Below are 16,869 nucleotides of genomic sequence, written 5' to 3'. Positions count from 1 at the left end.
ATGGACCAAGTTATGGAAGGGACGGACGTGTTTGAGGAGAAACTGGCAGGACTTCTGGAGGAAGCCAAGAAAAAGAAAAATGTATTGGAATACCAGGAGGTCATGAACTATTTCGGTCAGGAGCCCCCTGTCTCCAACCAGTTGGACAGGCTGTTTGAGTTCCTGGACCAGAATAAGGTGGATGTCATCCGCATGGGAACAGAGGATGAGCTGGACCCGGACCTTTTCATCGAGGAGGAAATGGAACTGGATGAAGAGGAAGAAATTGATGTGGAACACCTGGACCTGTCGGTTCCCGAAGGCGTCAGCCTGGAGGACCCTGTGCGCATGTATCTGAAGGAGATTGGAAAGATTCCTCTCCTGGGCATGGAGGACGAGGTGGAGCTGGCCAAGAAGATGGAGCTGGGCGACCCGGAAGCCAGGAAACGGCTGGCAGAGTCCAACCTGCGCCTGGTGGTCAGCATTGCCAAGCGGTATGTGGGCAGGGGGATGCAGTTTTTAGACCTGATCCAGGAAGGAAACCTGGGGCTTATCAAGGCAGTGGAGAAATTTGATTATACCAAGGGGTATAAGTTCAGCACTTATGCCACATGGTGGATCCGCCAGGCCATTACCAGGGCTATTGCGGACCAGGCCAGGACCATACGGATTCCGGTCCATATGGTGGAAACCATCAACCGCCTGGTGCGCACCTCCCGCCAGCTTTTGCAGGAGTTGGGCAGGGAGCCAACCACAGAGGAGATTGCGGCCAGGCTGGACCTGCCGGTGGAGCGGGTATCTGAAATCATGAAGATGTCCCAGGAGCCGGTGTCCCTGGAGACCCCCATCGGGGAGGAGGAGGACAGCCACCTGGGAGACTTCATACAGGACGACAATGTGCTGGTGCCCCAGGACGCGGCAGCCTTTACCCTTCTTCATGAACAGCTGATGGAAGTGCTGCTGACCCTGACAGAGCGGGAACAAAAGGTGCTGCGCCTGCGGTTCGGCCTGGATGACGGACGTCCCAGGACCCTGGAGGAAGTGGGAAAGCAGTTTAATGTGACAAGGGAGAGGATACGCCAGATTGAGGCAAAGGCCCTGCGCAAGCTGCGCCATCCCAGCAGAAGTAAAAAGTTAAAGGATTATCTGGATGAATAGTGACAAGTTAGAGACAAGAGATAAAAGAAAACAGGCGGGGACCATAAAACTGTCAGCCCGCCTTTTGACCGTAGCCGGTTTTGTAAGGCAGGGAAGCCGTATTGCCGATGTGGGTACGGACCACGGTTATATACCCGTATACCTGGCCCAGACAGGGCGTATTGCCTCTGCCCTGGCCATGGACGTAAGATCCGGCCCCCTGGAGAGGGCTCAGGCCCATGTAAGGGAATATGAGGAGCGGGAGAGGGCGCGCAGGCAGGATGTTTGGGCGGTTCCCATTCATTTAAGGCTCAGTGACGGTTTAAAGGAGCTTAAACCGGGTGAGGCAGACACGGTTATCATTGCAGGCATGGGCGGTGAGCTGATTATAAAAATCCTGGATGAGGGCCGCCATGTGTGGGACAGCGTAAAACAGTACGTCCTGTCGCCGCAGTCGGACTTGGATAAGGTAAGGCGTTATCTGGCCGCCCATGGTTTTGCCATTGAGGATGAAGCCATGGTAAAGGACGAGGGAAAATATTATACGGTGATGAGCGTGAAAAGGGGCTTCATGGAGTATGAGAGCCAGGCCCAATATCTTTACGGAAAGATACTGATTGATAAAAAGGATGTGATCCTGAGGGAATATCTGGGCAGGGAGATGCTCAGAATTGAGAAAATCCTGGTTAGCCTTCAGGAGAAAGATGGGATTACCGACACAGAGACCAGGGCAGAGGCCAGAATAAGCAGGCAGAAGGAACTGTCCTGGATTAAGGAGGCACAAGATGAAATGCAGTGAGATTATGGACGTATGCAGGAAACTGGCGCCGGAGGACTGCGCCTGTGACTGGGATAATCCCGGCCTTCTGGCGGGCAGAAGCGACAAGGAAGTAAAAAAGATATACATTGCCCTGGATGCCACGGACAAGGTAGTGGAGGCTGCACAGGCTTTGGGGGCGGATATGCTTTTGACCCACCATCCCCTGATATTCAAGGCCATTAAGAAGGTAAATGACCAGAACTTCATTACCAGAAGGCTGGTGAAACTGATACAGGCAGACATTTCCTATTATGCCATGCACACCAACTTTGATGCCGCCCCGGGCTGTATGGCTGATTTGGCCGCAGAACGGCTGGGCCTGGCTGGCTGCGTTCCTCTGGAGGCACTGGGGGAGATGAGCGGCCCGGAGGGTGCTGTTTCCTACGGCATCGGCAAAAGCGGATTCTTAAAGGAGGAAATGACTGTAAGGGAGCTGGCGGTCCGTGTAAAGGATGTATTCGGCCTTCCCTTTGCCCTTGTATACGGGGACGAACTTATGGATCAGAAGGTTTCCCGTATATCCGTATGCCCAGGAGCAGGGGGAAGCGAAATAGAGGGAGCCCTGGCCTGGGGGGCCCAGGTCCTTGTGACAGGGGATATCAGCCACCATCAGGGGATAGACGCGGCAGCCAGGGGCATGGCCATCATCGACGGAGGCCACTATGGCCTGGAGCATATCTTCATCCCCTATATGGCTGAGTTTCTCAGGAAGAATCTGGGAGGCCAGGTTGAGCTGGAGCAGGCGCCGCCCCAGTGGCCAGCCATGATTGTGTGACAGGAAAACCGGTTTCAGTAAAATGAGGGAGGTAAGTGGAATGGCACTGGTTAAGATACACGGTATCACAAAGGAATACCCGGAGGGCACCACATGGATGGAGGTGGCCCGTGAGCACCAGAAGGAGTATGAATATGACATTCTGCTGGTACGGGTAAACGGAAAGCTCCAGGAGCTGCATAAACAGGTAAAGGACTGCGAGCTGTCCTTTGTCACGGCAAAGGATAAGCCGGGAATGTCCGCCTATCAGAGGAGTGCGTCCCTTATGATGCTGAAGGCATTCTACAGCGTGGCGGGAGCCGGCAATGTGGAAAAGCTGATGATTGATTTTTCCATCGGACGGGGATTCTTTGTGGAGGCCCGTGGTAATTTTGTCCTGAACCAGGAATTCCTGGACGCGGTAAAGGCTAAGATGAGGGAGTATGTGGAGCGGAAGATTCCCATTATGAAGCGCAGCGTATCCACGGACGATGCCATCGAGCTCTTTGAGAAGCTAGGGATGTATGACAAGGCCAGGCTGTTCCGTTACCGCATGGTATCCCGGGTCAATATTTACAGCATTGACGGCTTTGAGGACTACTATTACGGGTATATGGTGCAGAATACAGGCTACATCAAGCATTTTGACCTGATTCCCTACCACTACGGGTTTGTGATGGTGATGCCTGACAGGAAAACGCCGGACGTCCTTCACCGGTTTACGCCCAGCGATAAGCTGTTCGCCACTTTGTCTGAATCCACGGAGTGGGGCAGGCGGATGGATCTGGAGACAGTGGGCGCCCTGAATGACAGGATTGCAAAGGGGGATATGTCCCACCTGATTTTGATACAGGAAGCCCTTCAGGAAAAGAAGATTGCTGAGATAGCGGCTCAGATAGCAGCCAGGAAGAACGCCCGCTTTGTCATGATCGCGGGTCCGTCCTCATCGGGCAAGACCACATTTTCCCATCGTCTGTCGGTCCAGCTGGAGGCCATCGGTTTAAAGCCCCATCCCATTGCAGTGGACAATTATTTTGTAAACCGTGTGGACAGCCCCAGGGATGAACACGGCAATTACAATTATGAGATTCTGGAATGCCTGGATGTAGAGCTGTTTAACCGTGACATGACAGGCCTTTTGGAGGGAAAGCAGGTGGAGCTTCCCTATTATAACTTTAAAAAGGGAGTCAGGGAGTACAAGGGGAATTTTCTCCAGCTGGGAGAGGGGGATATCCTGGTCATAGAGGGGATCCACTGTCTGAACGACAGGCTTTCCTACACCCTTCCGGCAGACAGCAAATTTAAAATTTACATCAGCGCCCTGACCCAGCTCAACATCGACGAGCACAACCGCATTCCCACCACGGACGGACGTCTTCTGAGAAGAATGGTGCGGGATGCCAGGACAAGAGGCTCCTCGGCCCGGGAGACCATCCGCATGTGGCCTTCTGTGCGCAGGGGTGAGGAGGAGAATATCTTCCCCTTCCAGGAGGAGGCGGACGCCATGTTCAATTCTGCCCTGGTTTATGAGCTGGCAGTGCTGAAGCAGTACGCCCAGCCCCTGCTCTTTGCCATTCCAAAGGACAGTGAGGAGTGGCTGGAGGCCAAACGGCTCCTTAAATTCCTGGACTACTTTATCGGCGTCAGCAGCGAGGATATTCCAAAAAATTCCATTCTTAGGGAGTTTATCGGCGGGAGCTGCCTGAACGTGTGATGTCCGCGGACAGGCACTGAGATAAGACAGACCGTTTCCTTACAATCACGGTACAGGAGACGGTCTTTTTTTGCGCCTGTTTTGCGCTTATTTTAGTTTTAATTCTGTGAGGGAAAGATTTTAAAAGAAAAAGGAATGAGAGTGAATGTACAAAACACCTGTCCCAACGATATAATAAGGGCATTAAAGACGAGGAAACATAAATCCGGCGGCCCGGCCGCGGGGAATAAGAATTCAGGAGGGGAAGTAATGAAGAAGGTACTGGCATTACTGGTAAGCTGCACATTGGCCTTATCCCTGGCAGGATGCAGCAGCCAGACGGACAGCGGTCAGACAGCAGAGGGCAGCGGTAAGAAAGTCCGCATCATGATTGGCTATGAGAACAATCCGGGGGAACCCATTGACCTGGCCTGCCATGAATGGAAGAGACTGGTGGAGGAGAAAAGCGGAGGCACCATGAGAGTGGACCTGTATCCTTCCAGCCAGCTGGGAAGCAAGGACAATATCATCGACCAGGCTGTGAACGGGGACTGCGTGGTCACCCTGGCCAACGGCCCTTTTTTCCAGGACAGGGGAATCCAGGACTTTGGCGTTCTCTTTGCCCCGTATCTGTTTGAGGGATGGGAGGACCTGGAAAAGGTGGTGGACAGCGATTGGTTTGAGGGCAAGGCAGAGGAGCTGGAACAGAATGTGGGACTGAAGATACTGACCACATGGAGATACGGAATCCGCCACACCATCACTAAAAAGCCGGTGAATGGGGTCAGCGACTTAAAGGGCAAAAAAATCCGTGTTCCCAACCAGACCATACTGATTAAAGTGTTTGAGTCCCTGGGAGCAACGCCCACACCGATGGCTATGAGCGATATCTACACGGCCCTGCAGCAGGGAACCATAGACGGGGCAGAGAACCCTCTTCCGGTTATCTTAAACGGCGCATACCAGGAGGTGGCCAAAAACCTGGTGCTGGATGCCCATACATATGATATGACCTGCTGGATTATGGGGGCGGATTACTTCCATACACTGACAGAGGAGCAGCAGAATATTCTGATGGAGTGCGGAGATCAGGCCGGCGTATTCAACAGCCAGCAGCTGGAAAAGGCGGATGAGGAAGCGCTGGAAGCTTTAAAGGATGCGGGTGTGACGGTAAGCGAACTGACGCCGGAAGATTTCAAGGCGGCAGGCCAGGCATTTTACGAGGACCCGCAGATTAAGGCCATGTGGTCCGAGGGACTTATTGAAGAGATGAAGACCATCATCGGCAGACAGGATTAAGGTACCGGGAAAGGGGTAAATATTTATGAAATCAGATAACAAGATTGGGAATCTGCTCCGCAACGCGGATGTGCTGGCAGCCTGCGGGGCCCTGGTACTTCTGGTGGGAGTCACATTCTTCGGGGTCATCATGCGCTATTGCCTGGGAGATCCCTTTGTATGGCAGGAGGAAGTGCAGCTGGCCCTTATCATATGGGTGGTATTTCTGGGGGGCAGGTATGCATTTGTGTGCGGGAACCATGCGGCCATCGACGTGATTGTTGAGATGTTCCCGGAAAAGCTTCAGAAAATACTGAGCGTGCTGATTGCAGCTGCGGCAGTCATCATCCTCTGCTATGTGGGATATCAGGGAGTCCGGTATATCATGCAGATGGTGCGCTACGACCGTGTGACAAACATTCTTAAGATTCCCTACAGCCTTATCTACGCGCCGCTGCCCATAGGATGTCTTACCATGGCGGTACAGGTATGTCTGAATACATACAGGGATTTAACAGGAAAAGGGGAGGAAGTGTAAATAATGGAGACAAGTATTATTTTGATATCGACGGTGGTTCTTCTGGTGCTGCTGTTCCTGAAGGTTCCGGTGTTCATCTCCATTCTTTCCGGTTCCATGGCATATTTTTACCTGACAGGAGGTCCCTTTACAAAGATATTGGGCCAGAGAGTCCTGGCAGGCGTAGAGAGCATACCTCTGCTGGCGATTCCGTTTTTTATCTGTGCAGGTGTGTTTATGAATTATTCAGGCGTAACCAAGCGGGTTATGGGATTCTGTAATGTGATGACCGGGCGCATGACCGGCGGCCTGGCCCAGGTAAATGTGCTGTTGTCCACTCTGATGGGCGGTCTGTCGGGAAGCAATCTGGCTGACGCTGCCATGGAGGCAAAAATGCTGGTGCCTGAGATGGAGCGCCACGGCTATTCCAAGCAGTTCTCCACTGTGGTCACAGCCATGTCATCCATGATTACACCCCTGATACCTCCGGGGATTGCCATGATTCTTTACGGCTCCATTGCCAATATTTCCATCGGAAAGCTGTTTATAGCAGGCATCGGACCGGGCGTGCTTCTGTGCGTTGCCATGATGATACTGGTGCACTTTATCTCCAAAAAAAGAGGATATAAGCCCATGCGCACAGAGCGTCTGACCATGAAACAGGCTGCTCCTGAGATTGCCAGCGCCTTCCTTCCTCTGTGCCTTCCTGTCATCATCATCGGCGGTATCCGTTTGGGAATCTTTACCCCCACGGAGGCAGGGGCGGTGGCCATTGTCTATTCCCTGGTGCTGGGCGTGGTATATAAGGAACTGAAGCTTAAGGACATCGGCACGGGTCTTAAGGAGACCGTGGCTACCACGGCATCCATCATGCTGATTGTTGGCGGCGCCTCTGCCTTTGCCTGGATTCTGACCAGGGAGCAGATTCCACAGCAGTTTACGGCGCTGGTGCTGGGAACCATCCACAATAAATACCTGTTCCTCTTTGTCATTATCCTGTTCCTCATTGTGGTGGGCATGTTCATTGAGGGAAATGCAGCCCTTATTGTTCTGGTTCCCCTTCTGGCTCCGGTGGCTGAGGCTTACGGCATCGACCCCATCCACTTTGCCATGGTATATATATTCACAATGGCCTGCGGCGGCGTGACGCCTCCCATGGGTGCCCTGATATTTGTCACCTGCGGCATCACCAGGTGTAAGATAAAGGCGTTTATCAAGGAATCCATTCCGTTCTATGTCATGCTGTTTATCTGTATGCTGCTGATGGCTTATGTTCCGTTGTTCTCCACCGGACTGGTGAACCTGTTCTATTAAAAGCAAGAGAATATGCAAAAGGAAGGCTGCCGGAGGGGTTATTCTCCGGCAGCCCTCCTTTTATCTTGTCTGTCTATTTGCGTGCTTTTCTGGTATAATAGGATTCAAAATAGGATTCAATTGAGACAGGGGCATTGACATATGAGAAAGAAAATCATTGCGGTATGCCTTGCAGTGATGCTTGCATGCCTTTTATGGCTGGTAAAGGACAGATGGTCCCTTCCGGCCGCACAGGAGACAGAGCATGAGGGACTGAGAGTGGGGTTATCCCAGGCGGAACCTCTGACGCCCTGGAAAACAGCTCAGATTAAGAGCTTTAAGGAGGCGGCCAGAAGAAGAGGGGCGCAGCTGATTTACCATGCGCCAGAGGAGGAGAGCCTGGAGTGGCAGATTGAGGATATATATGGTCTTCTGGATGCGGATATTGATTATCTTATCCTGATTCCCAGCGCCAGAAACGGCTATGACCAGGTACTTCTGGAGGCCAGGCAGAGGGGAGTGCCGGTGATACTGGCAGAACAGGATGTGGAGATGGAGCCGGAGTATGACCGGGAGGATTACATACTGGGCTATGTTGCCTCGGACTATTATGCGGAGGGAGAGCTGTGTGCGGACATCCTTGCCCGTCATTTCGGCATTGAGCCCTGCCATACCATGGTGATACAGGGGGAAAAGTCCTCGGCCATGGATTGGGAGCGGTACATGGGATTCATGCACGGCGTAAGGGAGCACTCCAACCTATATGTTTCCAAGCGTGTGGAGAGCAGCGGAAACCGGCTCACGGCCCAGAAGGTGACAGAGTCCGTGATTGCGGACCAGGATATTGATTTTAACGCGGTATTTGCCCAAAGCGACGAGGATGGGCTGGGGGTCCTCCAGGCCCTTAAGCTGGCGGGTATGGAACCGGGTGAGGATGTGGTTATTGTGTCCATAGGCGGCATACAGGATGTGTTTAAGGCCATCATTGCCCGGGAGTATCTGGCCACGGTAAAGAGCAGTCCGGAATACGGGGATGCGGTATTTGATATCATAAACAGGCACCAGAGGGGGGAAAACCCGGACCGGCAGACCATGGTGAAACACCGGGAATATACCATGGATAACGCGGAGGAGTTGTTTGAAGATGCATATTAAGAAAACCATGAAGGCGTATCTGAATAAGCGGACATGCTTTAAGGCATGCCGGAACCTGGGTGCGCGCCTTATGCTAAAGGAAAAGATGATTCTTTCCTTTGCTGCCGCATCAACCGGCATTGTGGTGCTGACCGGCGCCCTCCACTATTATATGACCGCATCCAGAATCCTTGAGGAAGCGGAGGCCACCACCGTCCAGATGGTGGGCAATGCATGCCAGGATATCAATGAACTGTTTCTCCAGACCTTTCAGGTATGTTCCGCCATGAATGACAATATCAGCATGCAGAAGCTCATAAGACGTCAGTTTAGCTCCATAAAGGAGATGTATTCCCATGATTTGGAGGGAAGCATGGAGATGATGGTGCTTCCCTCCTATAACCGGGACATCTTTGGCGTATATGTGCTGGGGGATAATGGGGGGCGCTATAAGAGCAATTCCTCATCCTTTCTGGTGTCGGATCCCAGGGACACGGACTGGTACCGAATCATCCACGCCACGGGACAGGCCCAATGGTTTCCGCCCCATGAGAATTCCTATGTGGTCAGCACCCCCTATACCTCTTATGTATCCATGGGAATTCCTTTTATTGATAAGGCCACGGGCCGGACCAAGGGGGTGGTCCTGGCGGATATTGATTCCGATAAGCTGTCTGACATTGCGGCCAGGGCGGTCAGCGGCGCAGGGGACGTGTTCCTGATGGATGAACGGAACCGGATCATGAATCTGACAGCGGGAGAAGGACCGTGGAAGGACAGGGATGGGGTTGAGAAGGCGCGCCGCATGGTGGAGGAAAATTTAAGTGAAATACCGGAATACGGCGTATCCCATGTGCTGAAGGACAAAGGACAGCTGGTGGTCTACCAGACCCTGAATCAGACGGACTGGAAAATCGTGGGCGTTATACCCAAGGCATCCATTACCCGGTCCGTGGAGTATATCAAGGTGCTCATGATTATGCTCCTGGCGCTGGCCGTGGTCATATCCATGATACTGTCCGAAATAGTGGCTGACTCCGTTACCAGGCCCTTATTTACTCTGGTAAAGGCAATGGAGCAGGTCTGCGCCGGCAATCTGGAAACATCGGTTGAAACAGAGCGCGGGGACGAAATAGGGGTGCTGTATGATTCCTTCAACCATATGACAGGAGAGATGAGAAACCTGATTGACACCATATACCGGGAACAGGAGAAGTTGCGGAGGGAGGAATTAAAAGCCCTGCAGGCCCAGATTAATCCCCATTTCCTGTACAATACCCTGGACTCCATCATCTGGTCGCTGAGAATGCGTCAGGTGGAGGAGAGCATAGAGATGCTGACAGCCCTGACAGACTTTTTCAAGATAAGTCTCAGCAAGGGACGGGATATCATCACCATAGAGGAAGAGGTAAAGCACATCAAAAGCTATCTGAGCATCCAGCACCGGCGTTACCAGGAGAAATTTGACTATGACATCCATGTGGATCCGTCCATTTTATCATGCAGGACGCCCAAACTCATATTACAGCCGGTGGTGGAGAATGCCATCTATCACGGAATTAAGCCCATGGAGGAGAAGGGATATATTTATATCCATATCTTTCCCCAGGAAGGCGATGTCATTCTGCAGGTGCAGGATACAGGCATGGGGATGGATGAGGACACATGCAGGCGCTTAAACAGGGAGCTGGATACCATATCCTCGGACCAGCAGGGCACCGGTTACGGGGTGCGCAATGTAAACGACAAGATAAAAATTGTATATGGCAGCAAGTATGGGGTGACCATAGAGTCCGCCATGGGTGAGGGGACCGTGGTGACCCTGCGGATAGGAAAAAAGGGGGAGGCATCCGATGAGAGCGATTATCTGTGATGACGATGAGATAATTTTAAAGGGGCTGTGCAGCGTCATTGACTGGGTATCCCTGGGCATAGAGCTGGTGGGAACAGCCGGAAACGGAAAGGAAGGCCTGACGCTCTTAAAGGAACAGCGGCCGGAGCTTCTCATGACAGACATCCGTATGCCCCATGTGGATGGACTGCAGCTCATAGAGGAGGGAAAGAAGCTGAATCCGGGGCTTATGGCCATTGTGTTCAGCGGTTATGATGATTTTGAATATGCCAGAAGGGCCCTTAAGCTGGGGGTTCAGGATTATCTCACCAAACCCATTAACATGGATGAGCTGACCTATCTGGCTTCAGACTGCGTCAGGCGGTTCGACGAGGCCAGAAAGGACTCCTTTGAGGACAGGGAGGATTTGCTGCGCAAGCTTCTCATGTATGAGGTAAACGACAGCGGCCTGATAACGGAGATGGAGCATGACTACTGTATGGTCCTTATCTTTGAATCCGCGGACAGCGGCTGGCTCATGGCGGATGCCGCCGGCCATATGAGGGAACAGGGGGCCTATGTGCTGGTGCAGAGGGAGAACCTCTGTGAGATTGCAGTCATTGCGCCCACCAGGATGACAGTGGAAATGCGCGCAAGCCTTTTTTTAAGCCATACCAGGCAGTTGTTCTCAGAACAGGGGATGAGCCTGACCTGCGCGCAGAGCAATGTGCAGTGGGGCATCCGGCTGCTGGACCAGTGTTATCAGGAGGCACATGAGGCCCTTAAATTAAAATACATCAGAGGCGACAACCAGAATCTGCGTTTCCAGGATATCAAGGGGGATGAAAAGGAGAGCGATCCGTCTCCCATTCTGGATATCGACCTTATCACCCCGGTGAAAAGCGGCAATGTCCAGCTTCTCAAAAAGCGTATGGGAGAGCTGGAGAAGCTGCTTAAGCAGGCAGGGATGGATTCTTATATCTATATGCAGTTCATGGTCGGCAGCCTTTACAGCACGGTCCTTAAGGAGCTGGGAGATGCGGGAATATGTGCGGATCTGGTGTTTGAGAATCCGGTGGAAGAATATAAGAAGCTGATTGGATGCGAGACCATTGGAAAGGCCATCGGCGTGCTGGGGGAAAACCTGAAGCGTATCTGCGAGTATGTGGGCAGCCAGAAATCCGGCGTTTATTCCAGGCCGGTGGTGAAGGCACTTGCCTATATGGAGGAAAATTACAGCAGCCCTGACCTGTCCATGGAGGACACGGCTGTTGCCGCGGGACTCAGCAGTGCCAGGTTCAGCACATCCTTTAAGAGTGAGACCGGGGTGACCTTTACCGATTATCTTCTGAAGCTGCGCATGGAAAAGGCGAAGGATCTGATGCGCGATCCCAACCGTAAGATTTACGAGATTGCCATGATGACCGGTTACAGCAACATTCCTTATTTCAGCACTGCCTTTAAGAAATACACAGGCTGTCCGCCGTCGGAATACAGGGAAAAGCAACATGGTTTGCAGGGAAAGGTGTAGGGAAAAGCAACATGGTTTCTCTGGACAAACCCATGATTCTGTGATAGACTAATACACGTTGTGAGTAGGACAGGTGGCCGCTGCCGCGATACCGCAAGGCCGCGGGAGAGGAAAGTCCGGGCTTCACAGGGCAGGGTGCCAGATAACGTCTGGCGGAGGCGACTCCAGGGACAGTGCAACAGAAATGTACCGCCTTTTTGGCTGCGGCCTTAAAGGTAAGGGTGGAAGGGCAGTGTAAGAGACTACCGCCCGTCTGGTAACAGGCGGGGCACATGTAAACCCCACTCGAAGCAAGACCGAACAGGAAGCATATGGCTGCCCGTCAGCTTCCGGGTAGGTTGCTTGAGGCTGCCGGCGACGGCAGTCCTAGATAGATGGCCATTCAACGACATAACCCGGCTTATCGTCCTGCTCACATACATTTTTTGATATGATATAAGGAAAGAGAAGATTATGGGATGAATCCTGTAATCTTTTTTGCGTTTCGGGTGCCCATGGGCCGGACTGTACCGGAAAGCGGCGGAGGCAGTTTCCGGGAGAAATAGTATTCGGAAAAACACTTAAATTGATAGTTAATTGACAAACAATATTGATAATTTTCTGATTATATTGACATTCCTCTCAGCAGGCTTTATGATTAAGGTGAAACATATTAAGAATGATTTTTGAAAAGGGGGTATTTACATGGCACAGATGGATCCTTTGCTGTTACTGGATAATGGTACGCTGGCCTATATCATCGGTAATGGGGATTACCGTTTTACGAACATCAAATTTGAGGAAGCCAGGGCAATCATCGACATGAAAGGAGAAGCAGATGTGGTGCGGGTGTACGCCAATCCTGATTTGGAGCACAGCATGTATGAATATCTGGGAATCCAACAGGGCAATTTTCAGTACGCGCCGGTAAGGTCCATGAAGATTGGGCAGGATGCCATCGCCTTTAAGCTCTACATAACCCCTACGGGAACACAGCCCATCGTGCTGGGAGACGACGGACAGCAGGCCAAAAAAATCAAGAATATGTACATATACTGCCAGCATGTGGTGCGCCTCAAATAGAGGATGGGCAGTCTGGACCACAGCGGCAGGACCGCTGCGCAAAAGGAGACGAATCCTGATTGCGCGGCGGCTTTTTTTGATCTCTGATCATCAGAACGTGATAAAAAATACAAAAACATTCAGAAAATAATCATAAGTTTTTAAGAAATGGACGGTATAATAGACACAGCTTAAACAGAAAAAAGGCAGGGAAAGGGGGCGAAAGGGATGAAACAGAAAAAGATGAACTGGAAGGAGATGTCCATTAGGCTCTGCCTGGTGGCTTTGCTGGCCTGGTTCACATTCCATATGCTTTTGGGCAGCCATTCCGTCCAGAACCTGGGCAGTACCTTTATGAGGGCGGATATCAGGTTTGTAGCCACAGGGTTTGCCTGCATGTTTCTGTTCGTTAACTGCGAGGCGGCCAATATCAGGCTTTTGATGGGGACCTTTGGCAAAAAGGTACCGTACTGGCGCTCTCTTTCCTATGCGTTCACGGATTTTTATTTCAGCGCCATCACTCCTTCCGCCACGGGAGGGCAGCCCATGCAGCTTTATTATATGGTCAGGGACGGCTTTGGGGCAGCCCACAGTTCATTTTCCCTTCTGGCCACAGCCGCGGTGTATCAGATGACGGTGCTGGTTTACGGGTGCGTTATGGTGGGCGCCAATCTGTCCTTTGTCATGGGGCAGGGCAGAATCATACGGCTGCTCCTGGTTTTCGGAGTACTGGTAAATGGATTCTGTTCCGGCCTTATCCTGCTAATCATCTTCCATGGCCTTTTGGCGGAGAAAATAATGCTGTGCATTGCAGGCGGACTGAGCAGGGCCGGAATCATAAAAAACAGGAAACGCGCCATCCGGAAGGTGGAGGGACTGATTGATGAGTACAGCAGGGGAGGAGCCTATCTGAGGCAGTATCCCCTGGCGGCGGTGAGAATCTTCATCCATAGTGCTGTTCAGCTGACTGCTCTCTATCTGGTTCCTTACTGGGCCTGCCGTGCCCTGGGCATATCCGCATCGGCAAAAGATTTCCTGGCCCTTCAGGCCATTTTGAGTCTGGCAGTCACCGCAGTACCCCTTCCCGGTTCCGTGGGAGCCTCAGAGGGAAGCTTTCTCGTGCTGTACCGCACCCTTTTAGGGGCAGGCCAGAGCTTTTCCGTGATGCTTTTAAGCAGGGGAATCAGCTTTTACGCAATGCTGTGCATAAGCGGGCTGGCAACCGCCTTCCTGCAGTTTGCGAGAAGGGGAAAACCCGCCTCCCCGGTGTGAACGTGAGGACAATAGAGGTATAGAGCAAAAAAGGGGATTGCCCAATCAGGCAGTCCCCTTGTGCTGTTTCAGTTTACTTTACTTCATCCAGCTTAAATCCAAAGTATTTCACAGAGTTATTGTAGCAGATACCCTTTACGATTTCCTCCAGTGCCTTCATATCGGCCGGATACTCGCCGTTCTCTACCCAGCCGCCAATCAGATTGCAGAGGATGCGGCGGAAGTACTCATGTCTGGTGTAGGACAGAAAGCTTCTGGAGTCTGTCAGCATGCCGATGAAGTTGCCCAGGCATCCTAAGTTGGCCAGGGATGTCATCTGCTCGGTCATGCCGGTCTTGTGGTCGTTGAACCACCATGCGGAGCCCTGCTGGATCTTACCGGGGAACTTCTCCTGGAAACAGCCGATGATGGTTCCGATGGAAGCATTATCATTTGGATTCAGGGAGTACAGGATGGTCTTTGGAATCTCGTTATTGGTGCTCAGGGCATTTAAAAAGTCAGCCATCTGCGCGCTTGGAGCATAGTTATTGATGCAGTCAAATCCGGTATCAGCCCCCAGCTTCTCGAACATATAGCCGTTGTTGTCCCTCTTGCAGCCGTAGTGAATCTGCATAATCCATCCCATGGCATTATACTCCCGGGCCACAAACAGCATGAAGGCTGTCTTGAACTTCAGCTCCTCTTCCTTGGATACCGCCTCGCCTTTTAAGCCCTTGGCAAGGATGGCATCTACCTCGGAGTCAGCAGCAGGCGCATACATTACATACTCCAGAGCATGGTCGGATACACAGCATCCCATGGATGCGAAGAATGCCATACGCTTTTTGAGCGCTTCCTTTAAGGATGCAAAATCCGTAATCTGTACACCGCTGACCTGGGAAAGCTGAGCCATATAAGCGCCGAAGGTTGGCTTTTCAACGTTCATGGCCTTGTCCGGTCTCCATGCCGGAAGTACCTGTACATCAAAGGTGTCGTCCTCTGCAATCTTCTTATGCCATTCCAGGGAGTCTACCGGGTCGTCGGTGGTGCAGATCAGTGTCACGCCTGACTGTTTAATCAGGTTGCGGACCGTCATGGAGTCCTCCTGGAGCCTCATATTACACAGGTTCCATACCTCCTCGGCGGTATCGCCGTTTAAATAGCCCTGGTATCCGAAGTACTTTCTCAGCTCCAGGTGGCTCCAGTGGTACAGCGGGTTGCCGATGAGCTTTGGCATGGTCTCTGCCCAGGCCTGGAACTTCTCCCTGTCCGTGCTGTCGCCGGTCACATACTTCTCGTCCACGCCGTTGGAACGCATCTGGCGCCACTTGTAATGGTCGCCGCCCAGCCATACCTGTGTGATGGTGTCAAACTTGCGGTCCTCATAGATTTCCTGAGGATTGATGTGGCAGTGATAGTCAAGTATCGGCATATTCTCTGCAAAATCATGATACAGCGTCTTGGCCATATCAGTTGATAATAAGAAATCCTTGTCCATAAATTGTTTCATGTGTGATATTCCTCCTTAAGAATTAAAAATTTGTGGTTTTCCTTTTTATTAAATCAGAAGCGATTGTGGTCCTGCTGGGCACATTCACGCCGCTGAAAACCCCCATTAGAGTGTTGATCGTGGTGGTGCAGAGCGCTTCCACCTTACTGTCAATGGATGTAATCTCCGGGTCCGTACACCGGGCCAGCAGGGAATTGTTATAGCCGATGATGCTCAGATCGCGGGGAATGGAGATATCCGCTATATGGGCATACTTCACAGCTCCCACGGCCAGTGAGTCGTCGGAGGTGATGACAGCGTCAAATTCCAATCCTTCCCTGTGAAGGGACAGCAGCAGCTCCCTGGCAGCCTCTATGTCCTTGGGACACTGGCGGATGAGTTCGTCGGATGGCGTGATGCCCTTTGCCTTGAGGGCGTCTTTGTATCCTTCCAGCTTATTGACCCCGCTGTAGGAATAGCTGGTGTATACATACAGGATGCGCCTGCGTCCGGAGGAGAGCAGCTGGCTGGCGGCGCCGTACACCGCCGCGTGATCGTCGCAGACAGTGCTGTATATATTCTCGCCTTCCAGGAAGCCGTTGACCAGCATGATGGGAAGGTCGGAAGCAGCCTCGATGATATAGGCATTATCCTTGGCACGCATCTCCACGAACTTGGAACCGGCCAGTATGATGGCATCCACCCGTTTGGAACGAAGCAAATCAAAATACTTCTGTTTGGCGTCCAGGTCATAGCCGGTGCAGCAGAGAATGGCGTCATAGCCGTGGGCGCGCAGTCCACGCTCCAGATAGTAGATGGCGCCTGCCAGATACGGATCGGACGAATCGGAACACATGATTCCGATGGTTTTCATGGTATTTAACCCCAGGCCTCTGGCGAACACATTAGGAGTATAACCCAACTCGTCCATAACTTTCAAGACCTTTTCTCTGGTCTTTTCACTGACATTGGGATTTCCGTTAAGTACCCTGGATACGGTGGCGATGGACACCCCCGCATGTTCAGAAACATCATATATATTCATAAACTAACCTCACATTCTGTAAGCGCTTACAAGCTAAGTATATTATACATATTCCCAGTAAGTAATGCAATACTTT

General features: G+C 51.9%; 14 protein-coding genes and 1 other RNA gene. 13 read left to right on the top strand and 2 right to left on the bottom strand.

The window, feature by feature from the left end; all coding sequences use genetic code 11:
* Positions 1–12: 12 nt before the first annotated feature.
* The 13 genes from rpoD to CGC65_RS17585 all read left to right on the top strand — a co-directional run bounded on the left by rpoD (position 13) and on the right by CGC65_RS17585 (position 14,280).
* Positions 13–1,137 (top strand): RNA polymerase sigma factor RpoD, encoded by a 1,125-nt coding sequence (gene rpoD / locus CGC65_RS17645; RefSeq protein WP_002564703.1) that lies wholly within the window; start codon positions 13–15, stop codon positions 1,135–1,137.
* On the top strand, positions 1,130–1,915 hold the full coding sequence (locus tag CGC65_RS17640; protein ID WP_002564702.1) for a tRNA (adenine(22)-N(1))-methyltransferase: 786 nt from the start codon (positions 1,130–1,132) through the stop codon (positions 1,913–1,915). Before rpoD ends, CGC65_RS17640 begins: the two co-directional genes overlap by 8 nt.
* A complete protein-coding gene (locus tag CGC65_RS17635; RefSeq protein WP_002564701.1) occupies positions 1,902–2,711 on the top strand; it encodes a Nif3-like dinuclear metal center hexameric protein in 810 nt (269 codons plus the stop codon). The genes CGC65_RS17640 and CGC65_RS17635 overlap by 14 nt, the downstream gene beginning before the upstream one ends.
* A gap of 40 nt (positions 2,712–2,751) precedes the next feature.
* Positions 2,752–4,404 (top strand): nucleoside kinase, encoded by a 1,653-nt coding sequence (locus CGC65_RS17630; RefSeq protein WP_002564700.1) that lies wholly within the window; start codon positions 2,752–2,754, stop codon positions 4,402–4,404.
* 249 nt (positions 4,405–4,653) lie between these two features.
* Positions 4,654–5,682 (top strand): TRAP transporter substrate-binding protein DctP, encoded by a 1,029-nt coding sequence (dctP, locus tag CGC65_RS17625; RefSeq protein WP_002564699.1) that lies wholly within the window; start codon positions 4,654–4,656, stop codon positions 5,680–5,682.
* Positions 5,683–5,707: 25 nt separating this feature from the next.
* A complete protein-coding gene (locus tag CGC65_RS17620) occupies positions 5,708–6,199 on the top strand; it encodes a TRAP transporter small permease (RefSeq protein WP_002564698.1) in 492 nt (163 codons plus the stop codon).
* A 3-nt stretch (positions 6,200–6,202) separates the two neighbouring features.
* Positions 6,203–7,492: a TRAP transporter large permease gene (locus CGC65_RS17615; protein WP_002564697.1), complete on the top strand. Its 1,290-nt coding sequence runs from the start codon at positions 6,203–6,205 to the stop codon at positions 7,490–7,492.
* A gap of 141 nt (positions 7,493–7,633) precedes the next feature.
* Positions 7,634–8,626, top strand: coding sequence for an ABC transporter substrate-binding protein (locus tag CGC65_RS17610; protein ID WP_002572512.1), 993 nt, complete (start codon positions 7,634–7,636; stop codon positions 8,624–8,626).
* A complete protein-coding gene (locus CGC65_RS17605) occupies positions 8,616–10,478 on the top strand; it encodes a cache domain-containing sensor histidine kinase (RefSeq protein ID WP_007036428.1) in 1,863 nt (620 codons plus the stop codon). The genes CGC65_RS17610 and CGC65_RS17605 overlap by 11 nt, the downstream gene beginning before the upstream one ends.
* Complete coding sequence (locus tag CGC65_RS17600) at positions 10,459–11,967, top strand: response regulator transcription factor (RefSeq protein ID WP_002564694.1); 1,509 nt, start codon at positions 10,459–10,461, stop codon at positions 11,965–11,967. The genes CGC65_RS17605 and CGC65_RS17600 overlap by 20 nt, the downstream gene beginning before the upstream one ends.
* A gap of 61 nt (positions 11,968–12,028) precedes the next feature.
* Positions 12,029–12,386: RNase P RNA component class A (rnpB, locus tag CGC65_RS17595), an RNA gene on the top strand.
* Between the two features lie 265 nt (positions 12,387–12,651).
* A complete protein-coding gene (locus tag CGC65_RS17590; protein WP_002564693.1) occupies positions 12,652–13,029 on the top strand; it encodes a hypothetical protein in 378 nt (125 codons plus the stop codon).
* Between the two features lie 207 nt (positions 13,030–13,236).
* Complete coding sequence (locus tag CGC65_RS17585) at positions 13,237–14,280, top strand: lysylphosphatidylglycerol synthase transmembrane domain-containing protein (protein ID WP_002564692.1); 1,044 nt, start codon at positions 13,237–13,239, stop codon at positions 14,278–14,280.
* 73 nt (positions 14,281–14,353) lie between these two features.
* Here the strand turns inward: CGC65_RS17585 and uxaC are convergent, their stop codons facing one another.
* Together uxaC and CGC65_RS17575 are read right to left on the bottom strand one after the other, a co-directional pair.
* Positions 14,354–15,769, bottom strand: coding sequence for a glucuronate isomerase (gene uxaC, locus CGC65_RS17580; RefSeq protein WP_002564691.1), 1,416 nt, complete (start codon positions 15,767–15,769; stop codon positions 14,354–14,356).
* Positions 15,770–15,791: 22 nt separating this feature from the next.
* Complete coding sequence (locus CGC65_RS17575) at positions 15,792–16,793, bottom strand: LacI family DNA-binding transcriptional regulator (RefSeq protein ID WP_002564690.1); 1,002 nt, start codon at positions 16,791–16,793, stop codon at positions 15,792–15,794.
* Positions 16,794–16,869 lie beyond the last annotated feature (76 nt).

Origin of the sequence: Enterocloster bolteae (genome assembly GCF_002234575.2) — a bacterium.
GTDB lineage: Bacteria > Bacillota > Clostridia > Lachnospirales > Lachnospiraceae > Enterocloster > Enterocloster bolteae.
Note: the sequence above shows the minus strand (reverse complement) of the source record. Positions and strands in the feature narration are given on the sequence as shown.

Bases quoted from the DNA above. Each gene is read 5' to 3' on its own strand.
- rpoD (WP_002564703.1), top strand. From the start codon at position 13: ATGGAAGGGACGGACGTGTTTGAGGAGAAACTGGCAGGACTTCTGGAG.
- CGC65_RS17640 (WP_002564702.1), top strand. From the start codon at position 1,130: ATGAATAGTGACAAGTTAGAGACAAGAGATAAAAGAAAACAGGCGGGG.
- CGC65_RS17635 (WP_002564701.1), top strand. From the start codon at position 1,902: ATGAAATGCAGTGAGATTATGGACGTATGCAGGAAACTGGCGCCGGAG.
- CGC65_RS17630 (WP_002564700.1), top strand. From the start codon at position 2,752: ATGGCACTGGTTAAGATACACGGTATCACAAAGGAATACCCGGAGGGC.
- dctP (WP_002564699.1), top strand. From the start codon at position 4,654: ATGAAGAAGGTACTGGCATTACTGGTAAGCTGCACATTGGCCTTATCC.
- CGC65_RS17620 (WP_002564698.1), top strand. From the start codon at position 5,708: ATGAAATCAGATAACAAGATTGGGAATCTGCTCCGCAACGCGGATGTG.
- CGC65_RS17615 (WP_002564697.1), top strand. From the start codon at position 6,203: ATGGAGACAAGTATTATTTTGATATCGACGGTGGTTCTTCTGGTGCTG.
- CGC65_RS17610 (WP_002572512.1), top strand. From the start codon at position 7,634: ATGAGAAAGAAAATCATTGCGGTATGCCTTGCAGTGATGCTTGCATGC.
- CGC65_RS17605 (WP_007036428.1), top strand. From the start codon at position 8,616: ATGCATATTAAGAAAACCATGAAGGCGTATCTGAATAAGCGGACATGC.
- CGC65_RS17600 (WP_002564694.1), top strand. From the start codon at position 10,459: ATGAGAGCGATTATCTGTGATGACGATGAGATAATTTTAAAGGGGCTG.
- CGC65_RS17590 (WP_002564693.1), top strand. From the start codon at position 12,652: ATGGCACAGATGGATCCTTTGCTGTTACTGGATAATGGTACGCTGGCC.
- CGC65_RS17585 (WP_002564692.1), top strand. From the start codon at position 13,237: ATGAAACAGAAAAAGATGAACTGGAAGGAGATGTCCATTAGGCTCTGC.
- uxaC (WP_002564691.1), bottom strand. From the start codon at position 15,769: ATGAAACAATTTATGGACAAGGATTTCTTATTATCAACTGATATGGCC.
- CGC65_RS17575 (WP_002564690.1), bottom strand. From the start codon at position 16,793: ATGAATATATATGATGTTTCTGAACATGCGGGGGTGTCCATCGCCACC.